At 68.8% G+C, this 19,966-nt stretch carries 22 protein-coding genes and 1 pseudogene; 7 read left to right on the top strand and 16 right to left on the bottom strand.

Going from position 1 to position 19,966, the window contains the following annotated elements; all coding sequences use genetic code 11:
- Positions 1-21 precede the first annotated feature (21 nt).
- Entirely contained in the window at positions 22-969 is a 948-nt protein-coding gene (gene msrP / locus MFF56_RS07385; RefSeq protein ID WP_066924314.1) for a protein-methionine-sulfoxide reductase catalytic subunit MsrP, read from the top strand.
- A 48-nt stretch (positions 970-1,017) separates the two neighbouring features.
- Here msrP and MFF56_RS07380 read toward each other — a convergent pair whose 3' ends face one another.
- Both MFF56_RS07380 and MFF56_RS07375 read right to left on the bottom strand, forming a co-directional pair.
- Positions 1,018-1,908, bottom strand: coding sequence for a LysR family transcriptional regulator (locus tag MFF56_RS07380; RefSeq protein WP_066924322.1), 891 nt, complete (start codon positions 1,906-1,908; stop codon positions 1,018-1,020).
- Between the two features lie 336 nt (positions 1,909-2,244).
- A pseudogene (locus tag MFF56_RS07375) lies at positions 2,245-2,385 on the bottom strand (thioredoxin-disulfide reductase); the annotation flags it as partial.
- A 145-nt stretch (positions 2,386-2,530) separates the two neighbouring features.
- On the opposite strand from MFF56_RS07375, the gene MFF56_RS07370 reads away from it, so the two are divergent.
- Together MFF56_RS07370 and MFF56_RS07365 are read left to right on the top strand one after the other, a co-directional pair.
- The gene (locus MFF56_RS07370) at positions 2,531-4,033 is read left to right on the top strand and encodes a tyrosine-type recombinase/integrase (RefSeq protein WP_066924311.1); all 1,503 of its coding nucleotides are present in this window, start codon (positions 2,531-2,533) and stop codon (positions 4,031-4,033) included.
- A gap of 196 nt (positions 4,034-4,229) precedes the next feature.
- Entirely contained in the window at positions 4,230-4,781 is a 552-nt protein-coding gene (locus tag MFF56_RS07365) for a metallophosphoesterase (RefSeq protein ID WP_066924309.1), read from the top strand.
- A gap of 94 nt (positions 4,782-4,875) precedes the next feature.
- On the opposite strand, the gene MFF56_RS07360 is transcribed toward MFF56_RS07365, so the two are convergent.
- Both MFF56_RS07360 and MFF56_RS07355 read right to left on the bottom strand, forming a co-directional pair.
- Positions 4,876-5,094, bottom strand: coding sequence for a hypothetical protein (locus MFF56_RS07360; protein WP_082773157.1), 219 nt, complete (start codon positions 5,092-5,094; stop codon positions 4,876-4,878).
- An 87-nt stretch (positions 5,095-5,181) separates the two neighbouring features.
- Positions 5,182-5,934: a glutaredoxin family protein gene (locus tag MFF56_RS07355; RefSeq protein ID WP_066924305.1), complete on the bottom strand. Its 753-nt coding sequence runs from the start codon at positions 5,932-5,934 to the stop codon at positions 5,182-5,184.
- Between the two features lie 60 nt (positions 5,935-5,994).
- Here MFF56_RS07355 and MFF56_RS07350 point away from each other — a divergent pair, with 60 nt between their 5' ends.
- Positions 5,995-6,417, top strand: a complete 423-nt coding sequence (locus MFF56_RS07350; protein ID WP_197430641.1) for a MerR family DNA-binding protein — start codon at positions 5,995-5,997, stop codon at positions 6,415-6,417.
- A 22-nt stretch (positions 6,418-6,439) separates the two neighbouring features.
- Here MFF56_RS07350 and copM read toward each other — a convergent pair whose 3' ends face one another.
- The 6 genes from copM to MFF56_RS07320 form a co-directional block, all read right to left on the bottom strand.
- A complete protein-coding gene (copM, locus tag MFF56_RS07345; protein WP_066924301.1) occupies positions 6,440-6,871 on the bottom strand; it encodes a CopM family metallochaperone in 432 nt (143 codons plus the stop codon).
- Between the two features lie 23 nt (positions 6,872-6,894).
- Entirely contained in the window at positions 6,895-7,260 is a 366-nt protein-coding gene (locus MFF56_RS07340; protein WP_238229896.1) for a hypothetical protein, read from the bottom strand.
- Between the two features lie 21 nt (positions 7,261-7,281).
- Entirely contained in the window at positions 7,282-10,431 is a 3,150-nt protein-coding gene (locus tag MFF56_RS07335) for an efflux RND transporter permease subunit (RefSeq protein ID WP_238229895.1), read from the bottom strand.
- A gap of 12 nt (positions 10,432-10,443) precedes the next feature.
- Positions 10,444-12,177 (bottom strand): efflux RND transporter periplasmic adaptor subunit, encoded by a 1,734-nt coding sequence (locus MFF56_RS07330; RefSeq protein WP_238229894.1) that lies wholly within the window; start codon positions 12,175-12,177, stop codon positions 10,444-10,446.
- A gap of 85 nt (positions 12,178-12,262) precedes the next feature.
- A complete protein-coding gene (locus MFF56_RS07325; protein WP_238229893.1) occupies positions 12,263-12,718 on the bottom strand; it encodes a hypothetical protein in 456 nt (151 codons plus the stop codon).
- Positions 12,719-12,810: 92 nt separating this feature from the next.
- A complete protein-coding gene (locus MFF56_RS07320; protein ID WP_066923976.1) occupies positions 12,811-13,023 on the bottom strand; it encodes a heavy-metal-associated domain-containing protein in 213 nt (70 codons plus the stop codon).
- Between the two features lie 400 nt (positions 13,024-13,423).
- On the opposite strand from MFF56_RS07320, the gene MFF56_RS07315 reads away from it, so the two are divergent.
- Complete coding sequence (locus tag MFF56_RS07315) at positions 13,424-14,164, top strand: NYN domain-containing protein (RefSeq protein WP_066923974.1); 741 nt, start codon at positions 13,424-13,426, stop codon at positions 14,162-14,164.
- Between the two features lie 13 nt (positions 14,165-14,177).
- Here the strand turns inward: MFF56_RS07315 and MFF56_RS07310 are convergent, their stop codons facing one another.
- From MFF56_RS07310 to MFF56_RS07285, 6 genes are all read right to left on the bottom strand, one after another.
- A complete protein-coding gene (locus MFF56_RS07310; protein WP_066923978.1) occupies positions 14,178-14,654 on the bottom strand; it encodes a DUF411 domain-containing protein in 477 nt (158 codons plus the stop codon).
- 135 nt (positions 14,655-14,789) lie between these two features.
- Entirely contained in the window at positions 14,790-15,026 is a 237-nt protein-coding gene (locus MFF56_RS07305; RefSeq protein ID WP_082773128.1) for a hypothetical protein, read from the bottom strand.
- Positions 15,027-15,108: 82 nt separating this feature from the next.
- Positions 15,109-16,317, bottom strand: coding sequence for an MFS transporter (locus tag MFF56_RS07300; protein ID WP_066923972.1), 1,209 nt, complete (start codon positions 16,315-16,317; stop codon positions 15,109-15,111).
- On the bottom strand, positions 16,307-17,374 hold the full coding sequence (gene arsB, locus MFF56_RS07295) for an ACR3 family arsenite efflux transporter (RefSeq protein WP_238229892.1): 1,068 nt from the start codon (positions 17,372-17,374) through the stop codon (positions 16,307-16,309). The genes MFF56_RS07300 and arsB overlap by 11 nt, the downstream gene beginning before the upstream one ends.
- A gap of 7 nt (positions 17,375-17,381) precedes the next feature.
- Complete coding sequence (arsC, locus tag MFF56_RS07290; protein WP_238229891.1) at positions 17,382-17,819, bottom strand: arsenate reductase (glutaredoxin); 438 nt, start codon at positions 17,817-17,819, stop codon at positions 17,382-17,384.
- The gene (locus tag MFF56_RS07285; protein ID WP_066925917.1) at positions 17,812-18,171 is read right to left on the bottom strand and encodes an ArsR/SmtB family transcription factor; all 360 of its coding nucleotides are present in this window, start codon (positions 18,169-18,171) and stop codon (positions 17,812-17,814) included. The genes arsC and MFF56_RS07285 overlap by 8 nt, the downstream gene beginning before the upstream one ends.
- Positions 18,172-18,221: 50 nt before the next feature.
- Here MFF56_RS07285 and arsH point away from each other — a divergent pair, with 50 nt between their 5' ends.
- The gene (gene arsH / locus MFF56_RS07280) at positions 18,222-18,968 is read left to right on the top strand and encodes an arsenical resistance protein ArsH (protein WP_283207412.1); all 747 of its coding nucleotides are present in this window, start codon (positions 18,222-18,224) and stop codon (positions 18,966-18,968) included.
- A 178-nt stretch (positions 18,969-19,146) separates the two neighbouring features.
- Positions 19,147-19,836: a hypothetical protein gene (locus MFF56_RS07275; RefSeq protein WP_066926535.1), complete on the top strand. Its 690-nt coding sequence runs from the start codon at positions 19,147-19,149 to the stop codon at positions 19,834-19,836.
- Positions 19,837-19,966 lie beyond the last annotated feature (130 nt).

Below are 19,966 nucleotides of genomic sequence, written 5' to 3'. Positions count from 1 at the left end.
GATCGCGGAGGACGTGCCCCCATGTTGATCAAGCAGAGCCGCAGCTGGGAGATCCCGGAGAGCAGCGCCACGCCCGAATCGGTCTTCCTGAACCGCCGGGCCTTGCTCGGCGGCGCGGCAGGCCTCGCGGCGGGTGCGGTGCTGGGCCCGCGCGGGAGCAGGGCGGCCGAAGGCGGCGTCTATCCGGCACCGCGCAACGAGGCCTACACGCTCGACCGCGGGGTAACGCCGGAGCGCTATAGCGGCGACTACAACAACTTCTACGAGTTCGGCACCTCGAAGACCGTGATGCCGGCCGCCGAGGCGCTGAAGACCAACCCCTGGACGGTCAGGATCGACGGCCTCGTCGAGAAGCCGTTCGAGATCGGCGTCGAGGACCTCGTCCGGAAGGTCGGGCTGGAGGAGCGGCTCTACCGCCACCGCTGCGTCGAGGCATGGTCGATGGCCGTGCCCTGGACCGGCTTTCCCCTGTCGAAGCTGCTGGCGCTCGCCAAGCCCGCCTCGGGGGCGAAGTACGTGCGCTTCGAGACATTCCTCGACAAGGCGATGGCGCCGGGCCAGCGCGCCTTCTTCTATCCCTGGCCCTACACCGAGGGGCTGACGCTGGCAGAGGCCGGCAACGACCTCGCCTTCGTGGTCACGGGCATCTACGGCAAGCCGCTGCCGAAGCAGTTCGGCGCGCCGATCAGGCTCGCACTGCCGTGGAAGTACGGCTTCAAGTCGATCAAGTCGATCACGAAGGTCTCTTTCGTGGCCGAGCGGCCGAAGACCTTCTGGGAAGGGCTGCAATCCTCCGAGTACGGCTTCTGGGCGAACGTGAACCCGGCCGTGCCGCACCCGCGCTGGAGCCAGGCCACCGAGCGCGTGCTCGGCACCGATCAGCGCGTCCCGACGCTGATCTTCAACGGCTACGGCGAGCAGGTCGCCGGCCTCTACAAGGGGCTGGAGAAGGAACGGCTGTTCGTCTGACGCCGCGCGTCGCCCTCCCTCCTCCGCGGGGGAGGGGGGCCGCGTGCTTCAGTACGTCCAGCGCTGGGCCTTCGCGACCAGGAAGTCCCGGAACGCCTGGACCCGAGCCACGGTCCGCATCTCCTCGGCATAGACGAGGTAGCTGTCCAGCGTCGGCATCTCGCTGTCGCGCAGCACCTGCACCAGGGCATCGCCGCCATCGACCGCGTAGTCCGGCAGGATGCCGATGCCGCAGCCGGTCTCCATCGCCTTCTGCAACGCCGCCACGTTATTGACCGTGAAGTGAACCGCGCGCCGCTCGCGCCCCTCGCGGCCGATATCGGCGAGGTAGTGGGCGGCCAGCAGGTAGGAGGGCTCGTTGCCGCCGAACGAGATCAGGCGGTGGTTGTCGAGGTCCTCGAAGGTCTTCGGCTCGCCGAAGCGCTTGATGTAATCCGGGCTCGCGAAGGCGTGGTAGTGCACCGTGAAGAGCCGGCGCTGGATCAGGTCCGGCTGGGCCGGACGGCGCATGCGGATGGCGATGTCGGCCTCGCGCATGGCGAGGTCGAGTTCCTCGTTCGTGAGGATCAGCTCGATGCGGACATCCGGATAGAGGTCGAGGAACTCGGCCACCCGCTGCGAGAGCCAGGCCGAGCCGAGGCCGACGGTCGTCGTCACCTTGAGATCGCCGGAGGGCCGCTCGCTGGTCTCGACGAGGCGGGCCTTCGTGTTCTCGAGCCGGAGCTTCATGTCGCGCGCCGCGCGGAAGAGCAGGTCGCCCTGCTCGGTGAGGATGAGCCCGCGGGCGTGGCGGTGGAACAGCGGCGCCTTCAGCTCGCGCTCCAGGGCGCTGATCTGACGGCTCACCGCCGATTGGCTGAGGCCGATATCGTCTCCGGCCTTCGTGAAGCTGCCGGCCTCGGCGACGTTGAGGAAGATCCGGATCTTGTCCCAATCCACGGCGAGCAACCCCCACCAGCCTGACATGCCCGCGCGACGGCGGGCCCCGAAGGACGACGGACGGCACGGATCGACGCGGTCCCGCGTCCATGTCCGAACCGCAGGGCCGCTCTGCGGCCCTGTCGTCAGCACATAACTCATGCGTGCAGGACGCGTATCCGCGCAAGGGATGCAGAGAGGTTTTTGTGGGTCGCTCTGGGAATTCGGTGGACGGTGGACCGGAAAACGTCCACGCGCCGCGATCGGCGTCCGGTCAGGCGCTCCGGATGCCGCGGACCCCGCCCCCCCGCGCGGGGTGACCGAACATCGGGTATCTGGGTGCCAAGCCGACCGATGTCACTCGGCCGCCGCCTGCTGCGGCTGCTCGCCGATCTCGAGGTTGGCCAGGTACTTCTCGGCCTCGAGCGCGGCCATGCAGCCCATGCCGGCCGCGGTGATCGCCTGCCGGTAGACGTCGTCGGTGACGTCGCCCGCCGCTTCTCTAAACCATGATAGGCGGCATATTCAAATTTCTCATCCTCATTTCGCTTACCATGCCAACATACTCATGGGTAACGGTTTTTCGTTACTCCTAGGCCTGCGATAGCCCTCGAAGGCAGATGCACATTCAAGATTCCTATTCATGGCCCTGAAGCATCTCACCCGCCTGGTCGTACCCCGGGGAAACGGCTCGCGTGAGGAGGTATTCCTCAACGACGACGGCTTGGAGGTCGAGCCCCTGAACCGGTTCCGCAGGCACCTGCAGGACCGGCGCAATGCCCCCACGACCGTCGCGCGCTATATGGACGCTGCGGCGCGCTTCATCGACTTCCTGATCGAATGCGGCGTGTTCGGCCGCGCCGTTCGCCCCAGCCAGATCTCGGATGCGGTGCATGCCTACCCGATTTTCCTCAGCAAGGGAGCGAGCATCGATTGGCCGGAACTGCCTGGCTTGGCCGCCTACGCCGAGGAGGTGGGTCTCGTCCATGGCTTGGCTCGGAACAGCTTCGCCCCTGTCCTCGCCGGCGTGAACCGCTTCCTTGTGCTCGCACGGGACGAGGCCATCCGTGCCGAGGCGGCCATGCGCGAACACGGCATCGCCATGGACAGCGTCGACCTGTCCGTTACCTTCTCCGCCATTGACGGCACCGTGGCCCTGTCGCGGCGGGAGCGTGAGCGTCTCAAGCAGCAGACGGTGCTTGGGGGCGTCATCCGCATCCGACACGAGTTCAAGCGGCCCCTCGTCCTGCGCAGCCCGATCCGCGGTGGGCAACAGGTCGACCTGGAGAACAAGGAATTCCCCCTCGACCGCCTCGCTGACCTGCTGGATGCGGCGCGCTCACACCGCGACAGGGCGCTCTGGTCCCTGCTTGCCGGAGGGGGGCTGCGACTACACGAGGCGCTGAACCTACACCTGGGTGACATGGACCCCGCGACGCAGGAGGTGTGGGTCGTCGACCCGGCGAACAGGCGCTTCGGGCGCGAAATGACCGATAGCCAGAAGCTCCGGTTCAAGGGACGGACGATGAGCCGGGTCTACATGTGGGAGCCCCTGCGCACCGTGTTCTGGGAAGCGCTGGGCTCCTACCTCAGGTCTGAGTTCGTCGGCACGAACGACGACGACAACGTGTTCCTCTTCAAGAAGATCGACGGAGCGGGCCGGGGGCAGCCACTCGTGCGCGCCAGCGACACAGCGCTTGAGAAGCAGTTCAAGTCCGCGGTCCGGCGGGCGAAGGTACCAGGTCCGCGGGAGGCGCCCACACACCTCTTCACGCCTCACTCCCTGCGGCATAGCTACGGCGTGTACATGCTCAACCACATCCCCGTCCCCGGTGGGCCCGGCCTGAAGGCGACCGAGGTGCAGATGCTGATGGGCCATGCGAGTGTCGAGAGCACCCTGATCTACGCCCGCCATGACCGCATCATGCTGGAGGCCCAGGTCGAGGCGGCCAATGAGCTTGTCTTTGCGGGGTCGAGTGCCACGGACCTCGCGCTCGACCTCATGCCGCAGGGCATCGCGACCCGGCTGCGTCAAGCCGCAGACAGGATTGAGGCAGACCAACGTCAGGACGCCGGCAGCCGGCAGCTCGGACGGCCGCCGCGCGTGCAGACCGACACCCTTCGGAAGGACCGTACCGACCGGTGACACGTGTTCCGGCGCCCTTCATGGCCTGGAAAGCAGTGGACGCAGCCCGGGTCTCGACTTGCCGCAAACGGCGTCCGGTGCGATCCACCACCCGAGGAGACCAAACGCCATGATAGCCGCGCCGAAGCCCGCCCACGACTAGATCCAGGAGCGCCGCGCGAGCCGACGAGCCTCCAAGCGGAACGGAGTCTCGAACATGGCTAGGACATTCTTCACTTCAGACACGCATTTCGGCCATCGCAGCCTGCTCAGCGCCAAGATGCACAGGCCCCGTCCTTTCTCCTCCATCGAGGAGCACGACGAGGCTCTGATCCGCGCGTGGAACGCAGTGGTACGCCCGGATGACATCGTCTGGCACCTCGGCGATTTCGCCTACAGATGCGACCTCTCCTATGCCGCCGGCATCCGGGCGCGCCTGAACGGTCGCATCCGTCTCATCCGCGGCAACCACGACGACCTCGGCGAGCAGCTTGAATGGAGCGGACCGGTTGTCGATGTCCAGCGCGTCTTCGTGCAGGACCCGGGCATGCCGAAGCCCCAGGCCCTCTGGTGTAGCCATTACGCCCACCGGAGCTACCCACACGAGCACCATGGTGACCTGCACCTCTACGGCCATTCCCACGGTAGCCTGCCCGGAACCCGCACCAGCCTCGACGTGGGCGTCGATTGCTGGGATTGGGCCCCCGTGCGGCTAGAAGCTATCCTGAAGCGGATGGCCGCGACGCCCGTGACCGACCCAGCCGCCTGACTTCAGGCCCGGGCGACGATCCCGGACAAATGCCCGAGCCGCCTCGGCGGAGAGGGTTCCGCCGCGTCGAGTACGAGAGCGACCCTGGACTGCCTCAGCCGCGCTTGGTCATGTTCATGGACATGCCCTCGCAGCAGCAGCTGCCCTTCTTCCCCTTCGTGGCGCCGTGGTTCATGGCCATGCCGCCCTTCGGCCCGGCCTTGCCGCACATCATGGCGCCCTTGCCCTTGCCGCCGCCGCAGCAGGACATCGCCATCGCCGGGGACGCCGCCAGCAGCAGCAGGGTGGCCGAGGCCAGGACGATCCGCTTCATGTTCACTCTCCAAACCGTGGAATTCGACGACTGTGCCATGGGTTAACCCTTCCCGTGTTGGGAAGGTCAAGGCGCTCGCAGGGCCGGTCAGTGGCTCATGGCCAGCATCCAGACGGCCATAGCAACCATCATCACGTTCTCGGTCAGCGAGACGAAGCCGAGGGGCACCTTGCTCGACCCGCCGACGCAGGCGCACTTGATCTCGCGCTTGTCGACGTAGACGGCCTTGAACACCGAGACCGCGCCGACCGTGCCGATGAACAGGGCCACCGGGATGGAGAGCCAGTTCAGGGCGCCCGCCACCATCAGGACGCCGGCGAGGCCTTCCAGGAAGGGGTAGGCGTAGGCGTAACGCACCCAGCGCTTCGCCAGCAGATCGTAGCCGAGGAACATCGACGAGAACGTCTCGACGTCCTGCAGCTTGAGCAGCGCGAGCACGCACATGCTGAAGCCGATGAACCACTCGGCGGCGCGAACGGTGAAGGGCGTGCCGTAGACGGCGTGGCTCGCGGCCCCGGCCATCAGCGCGGTCATCGCGAACACCGCCACGACGGGCGTGTAGGTCGTCGCGTTCGGATCGGCGACGGCCTTGCCGAAGTGGCGCCGCAGGTCGTCGTAGCCTCCGACGCGCTCGCCGGCGACGAAGGTCTGCGGGGTGGTCTTCACCCCGTGCTCGGCCTTGAAGCGGTCGGTCTCCTCACGCGTCGTCAGCCAGCGGTCCTCGACCTGGAAGCCCTCGCGTTCGAGGAGGTCCTTGGCCTTCAGGCCATAGGGGCAGGTGTGCTGGGGCATGACCATGCGGTAAAGCGTGGCCTGCTTGGGTTGAAGGGTGGAAGCCATTGGTGCAGCTCTCGTTTTGTCGGGTTTTCCCTGAGCTGCCCCTGATATAAGGTCCGTACCATGGTACGGAGTCAAGGCATGTCCGGGATGACCATCGCCGCCCTGGCCCGGGAAGGCGGCGTGGGGGTCGAGACGGTGCGCTACTACCAGCGCCGCGGCCTGCTGGAGACGCCGGAACGGGGCGGCGGCCCCGGGCTCGGCGGCATCCGGCGCTATGGCGGGAACGACGCGCGCCGCCTCCGGTTCATCCGCTCCGCCCAGGCCGCCGGGTTCACGCTGGAGCAGATCGCCGAGCTCATCGAGCTCGACGCCACGGATGACCGCTCCCGGGCCCGGGACCTCGCCCGGGAGCGCTTGGCGGCGTTGGATGCCCGCATCGCGGACCTGCAGGCCGCCCGAAGCGCGCTCGCGCGGCTGGAGCGCGCTTGCGACACCGGTGCGGCCGGCCCTTGCCCGATCATCGAGGCGTTCGAGCAGCCCTAGCCCGCGGAGCGGGCGCCAGGCGTCACTTGCCCTTCTTCTTGAGCCAGGCCTCCATCTCGGAGATCTCCTTCTCCTGGTCGTCGATGATCTTCTGGGCCATGGCCTTGGTCTCGGGGTCCTTGGCGTGCTTCAGGGCGACCTGGGCCATGGCGACCGCGCCCTTGTGGTGCGGGATCATGTGGGTGCGGAAATCGACGTCGGCGTTGCCGGTGTAGGGCACGTGCATGTCGTGCATCATCGTCATGTCGGCGGCCTTGAAGTCCTTGGTCGAAGCCGGGTCCTTCGGGTCCGGCTTCATCGCCTGGATCATCTTCATCATGTCGTCGTCGTGCGTCGCGGACGGGTTGCCCGGCATCGCGTGGCCGCCGTGCGAGTGCGTGCCCTGGGCCATGGCGGGCCCGGCGAGGCCGGCCGACAGGAGGGCGACGACGGCGAGGGTGCGAAGGTAGGTCATGGGCTTTCCTCTCTGGATGGGGGTCAGTTGAACTTGCCGCTGGCGGTCGCGCCGTCGGGGCCGGTGAGCTGCACGGCGCCCTTCGGACTCGCGCCGAGGGCGGTCGCGGCCTTGCCGGTGAGGCGGTTGCCGTCGGCCGGCGCCAGGGGTACGCGCGCCGGCTTGCCGCCGACGACGAGGATGGCCGTGCCCTTGAAGCCCGCGGCCGGGACCGGCTTCTGGCCCTCGTCGGACAGGAACACGTCGACGGTCTCGCCCTTGGCGACGAGCTCGACGTGGAACTTGCCGGCGTCCGTCACCCGGCCGCCGTGCTGGCCGGAGGTCTCGTGGGCGTAGGCGGTGGTCGCGGCGAGCAGGCCGGCGACCAGGGTTACTCTGGGTAGGATCACGCTCTCGTCTCCTCTTGGGGGTCAGTAGGCCTCGGCCGGGCGCGGGCGCGCGCCGTCCGGGGATGGGTGGGCCGGCGCCTCGGCGTGGAGGGCGCGCAGCCGCTCCAGGGGCTTGCGTCCGAAGCGCAGGAACAGGACGGGGGTCAGGAAGGTGTCGAGCAGCGTCGCGCTGACGAGGCCGCCGAAGATCGTCACCGCCACCGGGTGGAGGATCTCCTTGCCCGGGCTCGCCGCGTCGTAGAGCAGCGGCACCAGGGCCACCCCGGCCGAGAGCGCGGTCATCAGCACCGGGGTCAGCCGCTCCAGGCTGCCGCGAACCACGAGGTCGGGCCCGAACGGCACCCCCTCGTGCAGCGACAGGTTCAGGTAGTGGCTGATCTTGAGGATGCCGTTGCGGGCGGCGATGCCGGTCAGCGTGATGAAGCCGATCATCGACGCCACCGAAAGCGGCTGCCCGACCAGCCACAAGGCGGCCACCGAGCCGATCAGCGCCAGGGGCACGTTGCCCATGATGATGAGGGCGAGCGCGGCCGAGCGGTAGCGGCTGTAGAGGATGGCGAAGACGAGAGCCAAGGACAGCGCGGAGAGCGCCCCGATGGTCCGGCTCGCCTCCTCCTGCGCCTGGAAGGTGCCCTCCAGGCTGGTGAAGAACCCGGGCGGGAGCGGCTCCTTCGCCACGGCCTCCCGGATGGCCGCCACGATGGTGGCCATGTCGCTCTCGCCGCTGGTGTTGGCCTGCACCACGATGCGGCGCCGGGCGTTCTCGCGCAGGATCTGGTTCGGCCCGTCCGTCTCGCGGATGTCGGCCACCTGCCGCGCCGGCACCCAGCCAGAGGGCGTCTCCAGCAGCAGGTCGCCCAGCCCAGCGGTGGTCCGGCGGTTCTCCGACAGGCGCAGGACCACGTCGAAGCGGCGCACGCCGTCGACGACCGTCGAGACCACCCGCCCGTTCGAGAGGCGGCTGATCTGCTCGACGACGGCTGCGGGCTGGACGCCGTAAAGGGCGGCCCGAGTGTAGTCGACACGCACCTCCAACTGCGGGATGCGCACCTGCCGCTCGACCTGCAGGTCGACGAGGCCGGGAATCGAGGCCATCCGGTCGCGCAGGGAGTTCGCCACACGGCGCAGGGCGTCGAGGTCCTCGCCGAACACCTTGAGGGCGATCTCGGCCCGCACACCCGAGAGCATGTGGTCGAGCCGGTGCGAGATGGGCTGGCCGACGTTGACCGCCACCGGCAGGGCGGCGAGGCGCCCGCGCATGTCGGCGACGAGCGCCTCCTTCGGACGCTTGGCGCCTTCGTCGAGCGCCACCTCGATCTCGGAGGAGTGGACGCCCTCGGCGTGCTCGTCGAGCTCGGCCCGGCCGGTGCGGCGGCCCACCGCCTTCACGCCCGGGATGTCGAGGATCAGTTTCTCCGCGATCAGCCCGACCCGGTTGCTCTCCGCCAGCGAGATGCCCGGGTTGAAGGTCATGTTGACCGTGAACGAGCCCTCGTTGAACGGCGGCAGAAAGGCCCGGGGTAAATTCCAGGCTGCGACGCCAGCCGCGACGACCGCTACGGCGACCGTCCCGACGAGCAGGCCCTGGTACCGGAATGCGACCCGCAGCAGGGCTGCGTTGCCGCGCTTGAGCACCTTGAGGAGGCGGCTGTCGTGCTCCTCCAGGTTCTTCAGCCCCGGCAGCAGCAGGGATGCCAGGACCGGCGTCAGGGTGATGGAGGTGAGCAGGCTCGCCAGGATCGAGATGATGTAGGCCTGCCCCAGCGGGGCGAAGAGCCGGCCCTCGATGCCGGAGAGGGCGAAGAGCGGCACGAACACCAGGATGATGATGAGCGTCGCGTAGACGATGCCGGAGCGGACCTCGTTGGAGGCCTCGACCACCACCTGGAGCACGCTCTTCGGGTTGCCGGCCCGCCGGTTGTCGCCGAGGCGCCTGTAGATGTTCTCCACGTCCACGACGGCGTCGTCGACGAGCTCGCCGATGGCGATGGCCAGGCCGCCGAGGGTCATCGTGTTGATGGACAGCCCGAACAGGTGGAACACCACCGCGGTCGTCAGCACCGAGACCGGGATGGCGAGCAGCGAGATGGCCGTGGTGCGCACGTTCAGCAGGAAGGCGAACAGCACCACCGCCACCACCAGAACCGCCTCGACGAGGACGCGCTCGACGTTGCGGATCGAGGTCTCGATGAAGTCGGCCTGCCGGAACAGGACCTGGTCGGCCTTGATGCCAGCCGGCAGGGTCGGCGACATCTCCTTCAGCGCCGTCTCGATGCTGCGGGTCAGCCGTACCGTGTCGACGTCGGGCTGCTTCTCGACCGAGACGATGACCGCGGGCTTGGCCATGTAGCCGGCGTCGCCGCGCTTCACCTTTGCGGCGAAGGACACCTCCGCGACTTGGCGCAGGTGGACCGGGGTTTCGGCGACCGTCGCGACCACGAGGTTGCGCAGGTCGTCGAGGCTCATGGTCCGGCCGATGCTGCGGATGAGGTACTCGCGGGAATGCTGGTCCGTGAAGCCGCCGCCGGCGTTGGTGCCGAACTGCGCCAGCGCCGCCTCCAACTGGGCGTTGGTGATGCCGAGCGCGCGCATGGCGGCCGGGTTCGGGCTGACCCGGAACTGGCGCACCTCGCCCCCGATGGGGATGACCTGCGCCACGCCCGGGATGGTCAGGAGCCGCGGCCGGATCGAGAAGTCTGCGACCTCGCGCACCTGCATCGGGCTCGCGGTCTCACTCGTGACCGCCACCAGCAGGATCTGCCCCATGATGGAGGAGACCGGGCCCATCACCGGGGTCACGCCGCGGGGAAGCTGGTCCTGCACCAGGGCCAGCCGCTCGGCGACCTGCTGGCGGTTGCGGTAGATGTCGGTGCCCCAGTCGAACTCGACGTAGGTGACGGACAGCCCGACGCCCGAAACCGAGCGCACGCGGGTGACCCCGGGCAGCCCGTTCATCCGGGTCTCGATGGGATAGGTGACGAGTTGCTCAACCTCCTGAGGGGCGTACCCTTCGGCCTCCGTCATGATGGTGACGGTGGGCTTGTTGAGGTCGGGGAACACGTCGACCGGGAGCTTGGTCGCGGTGAAGGCGCCGAAGAGCACCAGCACCGTGGCCATGGCGAGCACGAGCAGGCGGTTGCGGACCGACTGGCTGACGAGGAAGGTGAACATCCGGTGGCCTCCTCAGCGGACCTGGTCGAGGAGTTCGGCGCCCTGGGTCACCACCCGCTTGCCGGGCCCGATCCCCTCGGCGACCAGCACGCGGCCGCCGTCGAGCGGCTCGACGCGGACCGGCCGGGCCTCGAAGCGCTCGGCGGTGGTGTGCTCGTAGACGACGTCCTGCCCGTTGCCGGTGCGCACGACGGCCGAGCGCGGCAGCGCCAGGCCGGACTGCTCGGTGTCGGTCCCGGCCAGCACGGTGACGAACTGGCCGACCCGCAGGCCGGAGGCGTCACCCTGCACCGCGAACTGCACCGGGATGGCCTGGTTGCGGTCGGCCAGCCCCGTGCCCTGGTAGGCGAGCTTCAGAGTGCGCCCGTCGGCGAGCCGTGCCGTGGCGTCCTGGGCCGCCGTCAGGGCGTCGAAGCTGAGGGCCTCGACCCAGAGGCGGTTGGGGGCGACGATCTGAAAGACCATGGCGCCGGGCGCCGCCATCTGGCCGGCGACGGCGGTCGCCTGCGCAACCACCCCGTCGACCGGCGAGACCAGGGTCTCGGACTGCTGCCGGATTTTGTCGAGGGCGGCGCGGCGGTCGTGCAGGCCGTTCAACTCGGCGACCGCGTCGTCGAGCTGCGTCTGGGCGACGGCGCCCGTCGTGGCAAGGCGCCTGAAGCGTTCGACCCGGCGCTCGACGATGGCGATCTGCTGGTCGAGCTCGCCCTGGCGCTGGCGCATGTCGGAGACGTCGATTGCCTGGACCGGCGGGGTCACCGTGGCGAGCACATCGCCCTTGCGTACCTTGGTGCCGAGGCGGGGAAACAGGCCCGAGGGCGGGGGCGAGAGCCGGCCGCCGACCGAGGACTGCACGACGCCGCTGGCGTTCGGGTCCGGGATGATGCGGCCGGGAAGCTCGACCGAGCGGTGGAAGCTGCCCTGCTCGGTCATGGTGGTGCGCAGGACCAGCAGCCGCTGCGTGGGCTTGGGTACGAAGACGGAGCCGTCGGGCAGGCGTTGCGCGAGGTCCGAGGTCGCGGGCCCACCCTGGCGCGGCTCGATCAGCGCCGCCCCCTGCACCGGTGCGCCATGGTCCTCGTCGCCGTGCGCGAAAGCTGCCGTGCCGAGGATGATGGTGATGCCGATGGCGACCAAGGCCACCGCCGGGGCGCCCCGGCGCCCGCGCGCGAGCGCCGTCACAAGCATACCGAGCAGGAAGGCGACGGCGACCGCGGCCACGAGGGTCGGGTCCTTGGCCGTCAGGCGCTCCCTGACACCGTGGGCGACCTCGGACACGCGCGCCAGGGCCGCCTGCGCCGGAGCCGGCTTGGCGGGGGCTGCGACGGCTTTCGGGTCGGGCACGGTGACTGCGACGGTGAGCACGTCCACGGCGTCGCCCGCGGTGACGGTCGCGACGAGTTCGTGTCGACCGGGCTTCGACAGCCACGGGGCCGGTAGCGCGTATCCGCCGTCGGTCGTCGCGGTCGCGACCTTGGGACCGTCCGGCGTCTCGACCTCGATGGTCGCGCCGGGGACCGGCTCGTTCGTCCGGAAGCGGTCGAGGAACAGCGCCAGGGTTCCGTCGCGCGGGATGGCGACGAGCTCGAAGGCGTCCGAGAGCGCCTCGCCGCGCGGGGCGATGGTCTTCGAGACGGGCGGCGGAGCGGCGCCGTGGTCGTGCCCCTCATGGGCGTGCACGGGCCCCGCCAGGACGGCGGCAAGCAGCGCCACCGCGCCATAGGCGGCAGCAAAACGGGTCGACATGAACGGGAATCCTCGCGTCGGGAAGTCCGGACGGCGCCGTTCGCGGGCGCAATCCGGGCGTCGCGCGCCTCAGGCGCGCCCTACTTCACGCGAGGGTTCGTGGGGGCTTCGGCAGGGCCTCGGGGCCGGGACCCGAACGGCCAGCGACGTCGCGCGGGATCAACGTGACGGTCTGAAACAGGGACGGGGACAAGGCGTAGGGCCCGGACAGGACGCCGGTGGCGCAGCAGGTCATCGTCCCGCAGCAGCGGGTCCCGCAACCGGGCCGGCAGCAATCGTCGGAGGCAGGTTCGATGCGCGCCAACTCGACGGCCGGGAGCGCCACCTTGGACCAGGTTGCCGCCTCGGACCGCGCAGTTGGCTTGGCGGGGGTGGGTACCGCCTTGACCATCACTGGGACGGTCTTGGGCTGGGCCGCGGCCACGTGGTGGCCGTGGTGTTCGTGCCCCCCGTGGGCCTGGACGGCGGACGGCGCGACGTAGGCGATGATCGCGAGGATCATCGCCGCCATATGGCGCACGATTTGCCGGTCGAGGCTCATGAGGTCTGGCTTACACCGATTCCGGTGGCGGGACTATGTCCGCCGTCGAGACGTGAATGCCCGCAGGCAAGTTTGGTGTCCGGCGCATTCTTTCAAGCCGCCGCGAGGAGCGGCATCGCAGGATACCCCGCGGTGACAATGGCCTGGGCGATGCGGTCGGCCGGGCCGGCGGCACCAGACACGGCCAGGAGCTTGGCCCCCATGTCGACCTCGACGCGGGCGTTAGGCTCGACGGCGAGGACGGCGCGGGTCACCGACTTGGCACAGCCGCCGCACCCCATCTTCTCGACCTTGAAGCGATGCATGACGCTCTCCCCTGGATGGCATCCCTTCCAGATGGGGCTTCCCATATTGGGAAGGTCAAGGGCCGATACGACCTGCGTCGTCTAGCGGCTTCCGATAACCCACGCGTCATTCGCGTCGGCGCTAGGTGTCAGAGGCGGATGGGCAGGGGGCGCATGGGCGGCCGACCTTGGGCCATGTCGTCAGGCCGAGCGCGTTCTGCCGAGACGCTGCGGTTGCGGAGAGGGACCACCAGCGTGCCCGCGCCGGGAAAAAATACAGTACCAAGCGAGGCGAACTCAGAATAGAACAGCCTCGGAAACCAAGAAGCCCGCAGGCCTGGGCCTACGGGCTTCACACGGGCCGGAGCCCATGGGTTGCTGACGGCGCACCGTTCAGCGTTGACGGGTCGGATATGAGTGCATGGGGCTGGATAGTCAAGCGGGAAAATCCAGGATCCGGGCTGCACTCTACATCGACGGTTTCAATTTGTATCATTCCGTCAATGACTTAGGCGAGCCGTTCCTGAAATGGTGTAACTTCTGGAAGCTGGGGGAATCCATCATCCCGCGTCAGTCCGAGGAGCTCGTCCGCGTCGTGTTCTGCACGGCCTATTACCCCGGCGACCATAGCAAGAAAATCCGTCACGAACGCCTGGTTCGAGCTCTCAGGCTGGTCGGTGTCGAGACCGTCCTTGGTCACTTCAGCAAAGAGGATGCCAAGTGCAGGGACTGCGGTTCCGTTTGGCAGAAGCCTACCGAGAAGGCGACTGACATAAATCTGGCTCTGAACGTCAATGACGACGCAGTGCAAGACGTAATGGATACTGCTTATCTCCTGACAGCGGACACGGACCAGGCGGCTACCGCCGAGCTATTCGCTAGGCGCTTCCCGAAGAAGAAGCTGGTCAGCGTCAGCCCGCCGGGCCGAACGCACTCGCAGCACATCCTGTCGCACACGCCGCACAAGATTGCGCTGAACCGGGAGCATATCGAGAGAGCGCTTTTCCCGGGGCTGGTCGCTGCGGACGGACACGCCTCTGTCATGCGCCCGCACGAGTACGACCCTCCAGCCGGATACGTGATGTGGGACCAACGTCCGAAACCCGCGTCCAAATCGGGGGCCAAGGCGGCCCCTCCCGCGGCGGCAATGCCCGAACGCTGAAGCCCTCTCTACCTCAGGCCGGTTCCGCACCCCGGTACCGTGCGAAGGTGCTACGCCCTTCCGGCCCGAACAGGACCACGTCGTAGGTGGCCGGCTCCATGCCGTCGACCTCCATGCCGGGCGATCCCACCGGCATGCCCGGCACGGCCAGACCGATGCCCTGGGGCCTCTCGGCGAGTAGGCGCTTGATCGCGCCGGCCGGTACGTGCCCCTCGATTGCGTAGCCGTCGACCTGGGCGGTGTGGCAGGAGGCGAGGTCCCGCGGCACGCCGAGGCGGGCCTTGACCGGGTTCACGGGCCCCTCGGTCACGGTGACGGTGAAGCCGGCCTCGCGCATGTGGGCGACCCACTTCTCGCAGCAGCCGCAGGTCGGGTCCTTCGTCACCGCGACCTCGGGAAGCCCCGCGGCGAGAGCCCGCGGCCCCAAGGCCATTCCCACCGCCAGTCCCGCGAGCATCGCCCGGCGCGTCGTCCTCGTGTCGGCCATCATCGTTCGCATCCGGCGTTCCGTCACCGAGGGCAAGAGACGGCTTCCCACGATGGGAGGGTCAAGCCCCGCCACCCGGACACGTCAGGGCTTGAGACCCGCCGAGCGAGGCGGCGGGTCTCCGGGCATCGCCTCGCATCAGTACCCGTGATGGTGATGGTGGTGGCCCCGGTCGAAGTGGACGGGGCGGTCGTAGCCGTGGCGATGATGTCGCTCGTAGCCGTAGCCGTAGCCATGGCGGTGGCCGTAGCCATGGTGATGGTGGTGGTCCGAGTGGTGATGATGGCGCGGTCCGCGCTCGTACCATTGCGCGGAGGCGGCGCCGGGGAGCAGCACCAGTGCGGCAACGACCAAACCTGCGATGCGGAGCTTCATGGGAGGACCTTCGTCGTTCGGGATGTCTCCAGACTGCGGGTGTCGCGTTGAACCGGTTCTGAAGCCGGCACGCAGCCTCCGTTCAGCCAGTCGCCCCGCTTCCGTCGACGACGTCCGGCCGCGCGCGCCACAAGGCTATGGCCAACCCGAGGTTCGCCAGCGCAAGAGCCACCAGCAGGCCGTAGGCCGCGTCGGCGCCGCCGTAGGTGAGCGCCACCGCTCCGAGGGAGGGTGCCACGGCCTGCGCGATCAGGCCCGGCCGGGCCAGGCGCCCCACGAGCACAGGGTAGCGGACCGGGCCGAACAGGGCGAGCGGCACCGTGCCCCGGGCGATGGAGTAGATCCCGTTGCCGGCACCGTAGAGCACAAGGGCGAGACCGACCGCCGGCACGCCCGCCGCCAGGATGGCCAGCCCCAGAACCACCAGCGCCATGGCCACGGTCAGGGTCCAGAGCGGGTGATGCCGGCCCTTGTTCGCCATCTCGACGATGCGGGCGCCGACCTGCGCCGGCCCGATCAGCGCGCCGTAGGAGACGGCCGCGGCCAGCGCGACGCCACGGGCCTGCAGCAGCGCGATGAGGTGCACCGAGACCAGCGTCATTACGGTGCCGCCGAGAACCAGCACGCCGGCCATCAGCCGGTAGGCCCGGCGCTCTCTGGGCGTCAGCGGCCCGTCTGCGTGTTGCCCCTCGCCTTTCACGGTCTCCGGCTCAGGTGCCCCCGGGATCAGGCCGAGCACGAGCGGCAGCGTCACGACGAGGTGTAGTCCGGTATAGGCCAGGCAGGCGTGGCGCCAGCCGACCTGCTCGACAAGGAAGGCGGAGAGCGGCCAGCAGACGGTGCTGGCGAACCCGCCCCAAAGCGTCAGCGTCGTGATGGCCGGACGCGCCCCGGCGCCGTAGAGCCGGCCGAGGGTGGCGAAGGCCGGGTCATAGAGGCCGCAACCCATGCCGAGGCCGAGGAGGACCCAGCCGGCGAGGAACACGGGCAGGTTCGGTGCGAGGCCGAGCACGACGTGGCCCGCCGCCAGAAGCAGAGCCGCCGATGCCAGGACAGGCCGGCCCCCGTGCCGATGGATGGCGATTCCGACCCTGGGCGAGGCGATGGCAGCCACCAGAAGACCGATGGACAGGCCGCCGACCACCCAGGTCAGGGGCCATCCGGTATCCGCCGCGATAGGCCCGGCGAGCACCGCCGGCAGGTAGAAGGACGAGCCCCAAGCGAGGATCTCCACCACGCCCAGGGCGGAGATGACGGTGAGGCGGCCGGGTGCGGGGGCGTCAGACCTCACGGGATGCGGGCTTCAGCGCTGCTCCCTTGCCCGTGGCGCCGCGCTCGTACCATCCCTGGCTCCGGTTCACGATCCACACGACCGAGAGCATGACCGGCACCTCGATGAGGACGCCGACCACGGTTGCCAGCGCCGCGCCCGAGTTGAAGCCGAACAGGCTGATGGCGGCGGCCACCGCGAGCTCGAAGAAGTTCGAGGCGCCGATCAGCGCCGACGGGCCGGCGACGCAGTGCTGCTCGCCCGCAGCGCGGTTCAGGAGGTAGGCGAGCCCGGAGTTGAAGTAGACCTGGATCAGGATGGGTATCGCCAGCAGACCGATGACCGCCGGCTGCGCCAGGATCTGCTCGCCCTGGAAGCCGAACAGCAGCACCAGGGTGGTCAGGAGGGCGACGAGCGAGACCGGCCCGAGCTTGCCGAGCAGCCGGTCGAGTCCGGCCTGCCCGCCCGAGGCTAGGAGGCTGCGCCGCACGGCTTGGGCGACGATGACCGGGACAACGATGTAGAGGACCACCGACAGCACCAGCGTGCCCCAGGGCACCGTGATCGCCGAGAGCCCGAGCAGCAGGCCGACGATGGGGGCGAACGCGACCACCATGATGGTGTCGTTGAGCGCCACCTGGCTCAGGGTGAAGTGCGGCTCGCCACGGGTCAGGTTCGACCAGACGAACACCATCGCGGTGCAGGGCGCCGCCGCCAGGATGATGAGCCCGGCGATATAGCTGTCGACCTGGTCGGCGGGCAGGTAGGGCCGGAACAGGTAGCCGATGAACAGCCAGCCGAGCGCCGCCATCGAGAACGGCTTCACCGCCCAGTTGATGAACAGCGTCACGCCGATGCCGCGCCAGTGCCGGCCGACGTGCCGAAGCGAGGCGAAGTCGATCTTGAGCAGCATCGGGATGACCATGAGCCAGATTAGGACGGCGACCGGCAGGTTCACCTTGGCGACCTCGGCCGCGCCGACGGCGTGGAAGAAGCCGGGCATGACGTGGCCGAGCGCAATGCCGGCCCCGATGCAGAGCGCGACCCAGAGGGTCAGGTAGCGTTCGAAGGTGCTCATGGCGTCCTCAGGCGGTTGCGACGCGGCGGCCGCGCTCGTCCACGACGCGCTCGCCGTCCTCCTTCACGAACTCGCCCTGCTGGGCGGGAAGGAGGTCCAGCACCGTCTCGGACGGCCGGCACAGGCGCACGCCCTTCGGGCTGACGACCAGCGGGCGGTTAAGCAGGACCGGGTGGGCCTCGACCGCGTCGAGGAGTTGCTCGTCGGTCAGGGCAGGGTCGCCTAGGCCGAGCTCGGCGTAGGGTGTGCCCTTCTCGCGCAGCGCGTCACGCACCGTGAGGTCGGCGCGAGCGAGAAGTTGCTTGATGAGCGCCCGGCTCGGTGGCGTCTTGAGGTACTCGACCACGTGCGGCTCGACCCCGGCGTTGCGGATCATCGCCAAGGTGTTGCGGGACGTGCCGCACGCGGGGTTGTGGTAGACGACGACGTCGAACGCCTCAGGCATGGGCGGTGTCTCCGGTGGGGCAATCGCAGGCGGACAGAGCCGCAACGGCGGGGGCGCAGACTTCGGGTCGGCCCTGGCAGCAGTCGCGCATCAGGAAGGCGATCAGGTCGGACAGGCCGGCATAGGCGGCGCTGTAGATGACCGACTTGCCCTCCCGCCGCGATGTGATCAGCCCGGCATGCGAGAGCTCCTTCAGGTGGAAGGACAGGTTGGTGTTCGCCACCCCGACCTCGGTCGCCAGTGCGCCGGCCGCGAGGCCGTCCGGTCCGGCGGTGACTAGCGCGCGCACGACCCGGAAGCGATGCTCCTGCCCCAGCGCGGCGAATGCGGCGACGGCTTGCCGTTCGTCCATGGTTGGTCCATCAATCCAACGTTCGTTGAAACGTATGGGAAGATGATTTCGTGGACAAGCCCCAGCAGCCGTTTACCGACGGGATGCCGAACCTGAGCGAGGCGCACTTTGAAATGCCGACCTCGGAGCGGGTGTTGGCGCCCGCGCCGCTCGACCACGCGCCGCGCTTCCTGATCCTTTATGGCTCGCTTCGGGAGCGCTCATTCAGCCGCTTCCTCGCCTACGAGGCGGCGCGGCTTCTGGAAGCCATGGGCGGAGAGGTGCGGATCTACGACGCCCACGGCTTGCCGCTGCCCGACGACACGACCGCGGACCACCCGAAGGTGCAGGAGCTCCGGCAGCTCTCGATCTGGTCGGAAGGGCAGGTCTGGGTCAGCCCCGAGAGACACGGCAACCTGACCGGTGTGATGAAGGCCCAGGTCGACTGGCTGCCGCTTAGCGAGGGCTCGGTGCGCCCGACGCAGGGCCGCACCCTGGCCGTCATGCAGGTTTCAGGCGGTTCGCAGAGCTTCAACGCTGTGAACAGCCTGCGGGTGCTGGGCCGCTGGATGCGGATGATCACCATCCCGAACCAGTCGTCAGTGCCCATGGCCTACAAGGAGTTCGACGATGCCGGCCGCATGAAGCCCGGGCCGTTCTACGACCGGGTCGTGGACGTCTGTGAGGAGCTGGTGAAGTTCACCCTGCTGACCCGAGGACGGGCCGAGTACCTCGTCGACCGCTACTCCGAGCGGAAGGAGCGGGAGCCGGAGCGGTTGAAGGCGGTTGCCGCCGACATCGGGTTCATAAAGCGCTGAAGCCTCCTGGACGACGGATGGAAGGCGAAGGCCTGGGTCGTCGGGCTCAGCCATCAAGACGTAGACAGGTCTAGTCCGGTGGGCTTCGCCGAAGGACTGCCGGGAGGAACGGCTCGGCCATGATGGCATTGTCCTCCTCGCATGCCCTTGAGGTTGCGCAACCGACGGTCCCGGCAAGATGACGGCGGGTACGAGTATTCCGGAAACGGCGCCGACAGACACCGCGCCCGCTCGCGGAAACCATACCGGCTACAACAATCGCGACGCGATCAGGCTGCTCTTCATCCTCGCCCTCGGCAGCGAGCCGGTCGACCCCGCGCGAGCCGGCCCGGGCGACCCCCGGGTATTCCGCGGCGAGAAGCGGGCGATGGCCATGGACTTCCTCGTCCGCTATTCCGACTACCTGGCCGATGCCCTGCTGGACCGGTACCAGACCGAGGGCGACCCGTCGCTGCTCGCGCAGGCCGAGGCTATCTTCGATGCCGACGAGCCCAGCGAAAGGCTGGTGGGCATGGTGCGGTGGCACCGTGGGGCCTTCCAGAACATTGAGACGGCCCTGTCCATCCTCCGCGCCTACGGGATGGTGACGCCGTTGCGCCAGGCCGGCGGCCACCGGCGGCACGATTTCCGGATCGAGCCGCCGGCGTTCCCGTTCATGGAGGACGTGATCCGGCAGCACCCGTCGCTCGCCTGGTACCGGGATAGGGCCGGGCTGGTGTCGACGCTCGCCGGCATGCGGAGCGGGTCCAGCCTCAAGGACGAGCAGTACCTCCACCAGGAATACAGGGACGCGCCGCTCGGCACCGAGATCCCGTCCATCAAGGATCGGGTGCTGGCCCGCATCCGGCGGCTGAAGGGCATGGCATGACGGCGACGCCGACGAACGCGGACGACTGGGTCGGGACGATTGCGACGAAGGCCAAGGTCTCGCCCGAGGAAGTCCAGGCCGTCCTCGACCGTCACGGCATCCTGCCCCAGTCGGCGCTGCCGCGTCGCCG

This window comes from Methylobacterium hispanicum, assembly GCF_022179285.1.
In the GTDB taxonomy this organism is placed as follows: Bacteria; Pseudomonadota; Alphaproteobacteria; order Rhizobiales; family Beijerinckiaceae; genus Methylobacterium; species Methylobacterium hispanicum.
Note: the sequence above shows the minus strand (reverse complement) of the source record. Positions and strands in the feature narration are given on the sequence as shown.